Source organism: Geothrix fuzhouensis (genome assembly GCF_024609325.1).
GTDB lineage: Bacteria > Acidobacteriota > Holophagae > Holophagales > Holophagaceae > Geothrix > Geothrix fuzhouensis.
This window is the reverse complement of record NZ_JANHMQ010000006.1, coordinates 1-5,440: the sequence shown is the minus strand read 5'-3', so window position 1 is coordinate 5,440 and position 5,440 is coordinate 1. Positions and strand designations below refer to the sequence as shown.

At 53.6% G+C, this 5,440-nt stretch carries 2 tRNA genes and 3 rRNA genes; all 5 read right to left on the bottom strand.

From position 1 onward, the window contains the following. Nucleotides 1–6: 6 nt before the first annotated feature. A 5S ribosomal RNA gene (gene rrf, locus NOV74_RS15245) occupies nt 7–122 on the bottom strand. A gap of 82 nt (nt 123–204) precedes the next feature. After that, nucleotides 205–3,140 (bottom strand): 23S ribosomal RNA (locus NOV74_RS15240). Nucleotides 3,141–3,375: 235 nt separating this feature from the next. Further along, nucleotides 3,376–3,453, bottom strand: a tRNA-Ile gene (locus NOV74_RS15235). 89 nt (nt 3,454–3,542) lie between these two features. After that, nucleotides 3,543–3,618: transfer RNA gene (locus NOV74_RS15230), tRNA-Ala, on the bottom strand. A 115-nt stretch (nt 3,619–3,733) separates the two neighbouring features. Beyond that, a 16S ribosomal RNA gene (locus NOV74_RS15225) occupies nt 3,734–5,273 on the bottom strand. Together the 16S, 23S and 5S rRNA genes with 2 tRNA genes alongside form the textbook arrangement of a ribosomal RNA operon. Between the last annotated feature and the right edge of the window lie 167 nt (nt 5,274–5,440).

Here is a 5,440-nt window from a genome sequence, read left to right as displayed (position 1 = left end):
GATATAACGTCGCAGCGACCTACTTTTCCACTCCTGTGAGGAGCAGTATCATCGGCCCTCCAAGTCTTAACTGCCGTGTTCGGGATGGGAACGGGTGTGACACTTGGGGAAAAGCCACGACGAAGGGGTAGAAGGATTGAGAAGGGTTAAGGCGAAGCTCCGTGGAGCGTTCGTGGGTATTGAGATGATGTAATTGATTGATGAAAGGTCAAGTCTATGGACCGATTAGTATCGCTCAGCTGAAGCCGTTACCGGCCTTACACATGCGACCTATCAACGTGGTGGTCTACCACGGGTCTCATAGGGAGATCTCATCTTGAGGGGTGTTTCGCGCTTAGATGCTTTCAGCGCTTCTCACTTCCCAACTTAGCTACCCAGCATTGCACCTGGAGGCACAACTGGAACACCAGAGGTCAGTCCATCCCGGTCCTCTCGTACTAAGGACAGGTCCTCTCAAATCTCCTGCGCCCACACTAGATAGGGACCGAACTGTCTCGCGACGTTCTGAACCCAACTCACGTACCACTATTGATCGGCGAACAGCCGAACCCTTGGGACCTGCTTCAGCCCCAGGATGTGATGAGTCGACATCGAGGTGCCAAACCTTGCCGTCGATATGAACTCTTGGGCAAGATCAGCCTGTTATCCCCGGCGTACCTTTTATCCGTTGAGCGATGGCCCTTCCATTCGGGACCACCGGATCACTATAACCTGCTTTCGCACCTGCTCGTCGTGTCTGACTCGCAGTCAAGCTCCCTTATACTATTGCGCTCTGCGGCTGATTTCCAAACAGCCTGAGGGAACCTTCGTACGCCTCCGTTACGCTTTAGGAGGCGACCGCCCCAGTCAAACTACCCGCCTGACATTGTCTTCCACCCGGATCACGGGTGCGAGTTAGAGATCAGCGTTAAACAGGGTGGTATCTCAACATTGGCTCCACCGACCCTAACGAGCCAGTTTCATAGCCTCCCACCTATCCTGCACAGTCCAACGCCAACCTCAATGTCAAGGTGTAGTAAAGGTGCACGGGGTCTTTCCGTCTAAGTGCGGGTAACCGGCATCTTCACCGGTGCTACAAGTTCGCTGAGTCTCTGCTGGAGACAGTTCCCAGATCGTTACACCATTCGTGCAGGTCGGAACTTACCCGACAAGGAATTTCGCTACCTTAGGACCGTTATAGTTACGGCCGCCGTTCACCGGGGCTTAAATTCGCAGCTTCGCTTGCGCTGACCGCTCCTCTTGACCTTCCGGCACCGGGCAGGTGTCAGCCCCTATACCTCCTCTTTGGAGTTTGCAGAGACCTGTGTTTTTGTTAAACAGTCGCCTGGGACATTTATGTGCCACCACCTCGGGCTATGAACCCTACCGTGGTACCCCTTCTCCCGAAGTTACGGGGTTAATTTGCCGAGTTCCTTCAGCAGAGTTCTCTCAAACGCCTGAGGATTCTCTCCTCGACTACCTGTGTCGGTTTGCGGTACGGACACAAACATCTCTCCTTAGCAGCTTTTCTCGGCAGTGTAGGATTAGGACTTTTCGTCAGATATCTTGAGCTAATGGCACCCGGACTTCCCTAAGCACCACCCTTGATACCTTTCGCAGAACATTCCATAGCCCTGCGTCCCTACCTTCCTGCGTCCCTGCATCGTACAAACGAGATGCTCATGGTGCTGGAATATTAACCAGCTTTCCATCGCTTACGCCTTTCGGCCTCAGCTTAGGGCCCGACTAACCCAACGCGGATTGACCTTGCGTTGGAAACCTTAGTCTTACGGCGGACAGGGTTCTCGCCTGTCTTTACGCTACTTATGCCGACAGAGTCTCTTCCCATGTCTCCAGCTGTCCTTACGGTCAACCTTCACAGACGTAGGGAATGCTCCCCTACCACTTACGTTCGCAGCTTCGGTAACATGCTTTAGCCCCGTTGAATTGTCGGCACAGACCCGCTTGACCAGTGAGCTATTACGCTTTCTTTAAAGGATAGCTGCTTCTAAGCTAACCTCCTGGCTGTCTAAGCACATCCACATCCTTTTCCACTTAGCATGTATTTTGGGACCTTAGCTGGCGATCTGGGTTCTTTCCCTCTCGACTACGGATCTTATCACCCGCAGTCTGACTGCCGGACTTCACGGCGTGCCATTCGAAGATTGGTTGGATTCAGTAAGCTGGTAAGCCCCCTAGTCCATTCAGGTCTCTACCTGCACGACGAAACATCCGACGCTAGCCCTAAAGCTATTTCGGGGAGAACGAGCTATCACGGAATTTGATTGGCCTTTCACCCCTATCCTCAACTCATCCAAGCGGTTTTCAACCCACACTGGTTCGGACCTCCATCCGGTGTCACCCGGACTTCATCCTGGTCAAGGATAGATCATCCCGTTTCGCGTCTATTTCCAGCGACTGTCGCCCTATTCAGACTCGGTTTCCCTACGGCACCGCCTCTTCGGCTTCGCCTCGCCACTGAAAATAACTAGCCGGCTCATTATGCAAAAGGCACGCGGTTCCGCTGGTAAACCATAGCGGTTCCACTGCTTGTAGATTGACGGTTTCAGGTTCTATTTCACTCCCCTCATCGGGGTTCTTTTCGCCTTTCCCTCACGGTACTGGTTCACTATCGGTCAGATGAACATATTTAGCCTTACCGCATGGTCGCGGCAAATTCTGTCAAGGTTTCTCGTGCCCCGACATACTTGGGAACACCACTCAGAGTCCTAGTAGCTTTCGCATAAGGGGCTATCACCCTGTATCGCCGGCCTTTCCATGCCGTTCCGCTAACTATAGGTTTTGTAACTCTGTGTTGAGGGGCAGCCTCAACCTGTAGGTCCCACGACCCCCTCTACGCAACGCCTGCCGCTTACACGTAAAAGGTTTGGGCTCTTCCGGTTTCGCTCGCCGCTACTCCCGGAATCACTGTTGTTTTCTGTTCCTGTGGGTACTGAGATGGTTCACTTCCCCACGTTCGCTTCTCAAAGCCTATGAATTCAGCTAAGAGATGACTGAGCTTTCACCCAGCCGGGTTTCCCCATTCGGACATTCCCGGATCACCGTTCGCGTGCAACTCCCCGAGACTTTTCGCAGCTTACCACGTCCTTCATCGCTGTCATCTGCCAAGGCATCCACCGTCAACCCTTTGTAACTTGGCCTTCCATCAATGAATTACATTGACTTCAAACCCACGAGAGTTAATTGATTTCGCTAAACTTGCCTCGCCTTAAGCCCACATCGTCACTTCAACGCTGTGGATCACCCTTCTCTATTCCTTCTATTTAACTGTCAAACAACTGCTGTCTTGTTCAGACGCCAACCCTTGAGCTGGATTCAAACCTCGCAAGGTCTCAACTCAACTCAAATGCGTGTCCATCCCGACTCCTGTCGCAATGGTGGGCCTAGGTGGATTCGAACCACCGACCTCACGCTTATCAGGCGTGCGCTCTAACCAGACTGAGCTATAGGCCCGCGAATCTGATGCGGGTCACGAGTCACAGCGCTATGCGCTGTGGCGAGTGGGGTCCCGCACAGGTGAGCATCATCTCCAAGTCGGAAAATGGTGGACCCGACCGGGATCGAACCGACGACCTCCTGGATGCAAACCAGGCGCTCTCCCAGCTGAGCTACGGGCCCAATCTGGACGCCCAAACACGCTCGTCAAAGATTGCCCGAGCGTCTTTAAAAACCGGATAGAAATTTCGATCGGAAGCGTTGACCTTTCGTCGCTCCTAAAAGCGACTCTCCTTAGAAAGGAGGTGATCCAGCCACAGGTTCTCCTACAGCTACCTTGTTACGACTTCACCCCAATCACCAAGTTCACCATTGAGACCTAGCCCCCTTGCGGGTTACCACAGCCTCTTCAAGTGCTCCCGGCTTTCGTGATGTGACGGGCGGTGTGTACAAGGCCCGGGAACGTATTCACCGTATCATTCTGATACACGATTACTAGCGATTCCACCTTCATGTAGTCGAGTTGCAGACTACAATCCGAACTGAGGACGACTTTCTCCGATTAGCTCCATCTCGCGACTTTGCAACGGTTTGTATCGCCCATTGTAGCACGTGTGTAGCCCTGGACATAAGGGCCATGAGGACTTGACATCATCCCCACCTTCCTCCCGGTTAACCCGGGCAGTCCCCGTAGAGTTCCCGCCATGACGCGCTGGCAACTACGGGTAAGGGTTGCGCTCGTTGCGGGACTTAACCCAACATCTCACGACACGAGCTGACGACAGCCATGCAGCACCTCTGTAGCAGTTCTTGCGAAAAGGCACATCTCTGCACCGGTCCACTACAGTTCAAGCCCAGGTAAGGTTCTTCGCGTTGCGTCGAATTAAACCACATGCTCCACCGCTTGTGCGGGCCCCCGTCAATTCCTTTGAGTTTCAGCCTTGCGACCGTACTCCCCAGGCGGAACACTTAACGCGTTAGCTCCGGCACGGAAGGGGTCAACTCCCTCCACACCAAGTGTTCATCGTTTACAGCGTGGACTACCAGGGTATCTAATCCTGTTTGCTACCCACACTTTCGCGCCTCAGCGTCAGTTACTGTCCAGGTGGCCGCCTTCGCCACTGGTGTTCCTCCTCATCTCTACGCATTTCACCGCTACACGAGGAATTCCACCACCCTCTCCAGTACTCTAGCCTTCCAGTCTCAGATGCAGTTCCCAAGTTGAGCTCGGGGATTACACATCTGACTTAAAAAACCGCCTACGCGCCCTTTACGCCCAATAATTCCGAATAACGCTTGCCCCCTCTGTATTACCGCGGCTGCTGGCACAGAGTTAGCCGGGGCTTCCTCTCCAGGTACCGTCAAGCATAAGGGTTATTAACCCCCATACCTTCGTCCCTGACGACAGGGTTTTACAGTCCGAAGACCTTCATCACCCACGCGGCGTTGCTGCGTCAGACTCTCGTCCATTGCGCAAAATTCCCCACTGCTGCCTCCCGTAGGAGTCTGGACCGTGTCTCAGTTCCAGTGTGGCCGATCACCCTCTCAGGCCGGCTACTGATCGTCGCCTTGGTGGGCCATTACCCCGCCAACTAGCTAATCAGACGCAGGATCCTCTTTTTGCCCCAGGCCTTGCGGTCCCCAGGTTTCACCGAAAACATCCCAGCTCTCGGTCTCATGCGGTATTACCACTCCTTTCGGAGCGTTATTCCCCACAAAAAGGTAGATTCCCTACGCGTTACTCACCCGTCTGCCATGCACCTTGCGGCACATCCGACTTGCATGTGTTAGGCACGCCGCCAGCGTTCATTCTGAGCCAGGATCAAACTCTCAAGTTTCATTCTGAACTCTCACCCTCGGGTTCCCCCTCGGGCCAATGTTCTGGTCGAAAAATTGTTCTGAATTCTGCGCAGCATCCTTAGACGCCCCACAGAACCCTCAAAGGCTTCCTATCTTCTATCCGGTTTTCAAAGACGCTCACCATGCTTCCACACGGTCCGAGGTC